The 1,772-nt window shown below is 70.5% G+C and carries 2 protein-coding genes and 1 pseudogene; all 3 read right to left on the minus strand.

Features of this window, described 5'->3' with window-relative positions; genetic code table 11:
• Window positions 1-120: 120 nt before the first annotated feature.
• The gene (locus tag M2302_RS32990) at window positions 121-891 is read right to left on the minus strand and encodes a hypothetical protein (protein ID WP_280841705.1); all 771 of its coding nucleotides are present in this window, start codon (window positions 889-891) and stop codon (window positions 121-123) included.
• The gene (locus M2302_RS32995; protein WP_280841706.1) at window positions 876-1,436 is read right to left on the minus strand and encodes a sigma-70 family RNA polymerase sigma factor; all 561 of its coding nucleotides are present in this window, start codon (window positions 1,434-1,436) and stop codon (window positions 876-878) included. The genes M2302_RS32990 and M2302_RS32995 overlap by 16 nt, the downstream gene beginning before the upstream one ends.
• A gap of 153 nt (window positions 1,437-1,589) precedes the next feature.
• Window positions 1,590-1,772 (minus strand): annotated as a pseudogene (locus M2302_RS33000) (IS110 family transposase); the annotation flags it as partial.

Consider the following 1,772-nt stretch of genomic DNA (forward strand, 5'->3'; position numbering starts at 1 on the left):
GGTGTGGGTGGTGTGGGCTTCTTTCTTCCAACCCTCGGGCGGCGCGCTGTTAGGCCCCCCCCCCCCCCGGGCCGCCGCCGGGGGGGGCCCCCCCCCCCCCCCCCCCGCAGCCGGGTCACGTCAGGGCAGCTCGGAAGGGCGGTAGCTGGTCGATCCCTTGGCGGTGTGCACGGTCAACGTGAGGCGGTCGACCTCGCCGCCCTCAGGACCGGGCCACCAGGCCGCCCACCAGCCGGACTTCACGCTGGCCTGGAAGACCTTTCCGTTGTCGAGGCGCACGTCCACCCCGGTGACTCCCGGGCCCACCAGGCCTACGATGTTCGACCACATGGCGTCGCCACTGCCCATGGAACTCATCGTCTGCAGGTCCACCGTGCCGGCGGGCAGGGCCGGCAGCGGGCCGTCGGCCAGGCCCATCGAGGCGAGCTGGTCGTCGTCTCCCGCGCTCAGGCACTCGACGATGAGGCCGCTGTCCTTCTTCATGATGAGCAGCGTCGCGAGCCCGCGCTGCTCGGCGAGGAGCACGTCCGCCGGGTCGACCGCCGACGAGCTGCCCCCCACGTCGTTCCCAGCGCAGATCCGGGCCTGCGGCAGCACCTGCGCACCGGTGAGCGAACCGGGCGTGGGCGTCCAGGCCGCGACCGCTTTCTCAGCCGTCCCCGGCAGCAGCGCGGGCACGGCCACGACTCCGACGGCACCCGCGGCGACCGCGGCGAGGCCCATCACCAGCCGGCGCCGCACCGGCCGGCGAGCGGATGCCCCCGTGGCCTGACCGGCCATCACCCGCTCGACGAACGCCTCCGAACGGGTCCATTCCAGCGCGGTGGGCTCGCGCCCACGCGCCGGGTCCAGCACGGCCAGCTGCTGCAGGTCCTTCATGCTCGAGTCCATGCCTGCTGCTCCTTGAAATCGTGAGGGCGGAAAGACGAAGGGGCGACAGATTCGGCCGGTTCCAGAGCGGCCCGCAACCGTTGCCGGGCCCGGCCGAGCCGCATGGCAAAGGTCGATCGGCGACAGCCGAGCACGGTGGCCGCCTGCTCAGCCGTCAATCCGTCGAACGCGACCAGGGCGAGAACCTCGCGGTCTGCGGGGCGTAGAACGCGCCAGGCGCGTTCCAGGTCGATTCGCGTCGCGGCACTCACGGCGTCGTCGGACAGCTCGCGTGCCTCCAGCGACACCAGCCGCACGTCCAGGGCCTGGCGCCTCAACCAGCCGCGCGACTGGTTGGCCATGGTCTTGCGGGCCACCGCGAACAGCCACGGTCGAGCATCGTCCGGCAGCTCGTCGAATCGCCGCCAGGCCGTCAGGAAGACCGTCGAGACGATGTCCTCAGCCTCGGTGACCGGGACCCTCCGCTCGACGAAGCGCAGCAGGTCGGCATATGTCTCCCTGTGCAGAGAACGGAAGCACTCCTCCCGGGCATCAGCGCGGCTCATCTGGGTTCTTCTTGGTTGTCCATGTCCCCTACCTGTCCGGCTCAGCGGCAACTGTCACCCGCCGGTTCACCGTCGAGCTGGGTGCGGAGGGCGAGCTGTCCACCCCGCCACACCCCTCTCGATGTCTGTTTGGTGAGTCTTCCCTGGACGCTCCTATGCCGGGTCAAGTGGTTGGGGTGGGGTTTCGAGGCGTCGGTAGAGCTCTCGGGCGATGTAGCGCTTGAGGCAGCGTTTGATCTCTCGGTCGGTTTTGCCTTGGGTGCGGCGGTGGTCGGCGTAGGCGCGGGTGCGTTCGTCGTAACGCAGTCGGGACAGGGCGATGGTGTGCAGGGCGCG

The organism is Micromonospora sp. A200, assembly GCF_029893845.1.
Lineage (GTDB): Bacteria > Actinomycetota > Actinomycetes > Mycobacteriales > Micromonosporaceae > Micromonospora > Micromonospora purpureochromogenes.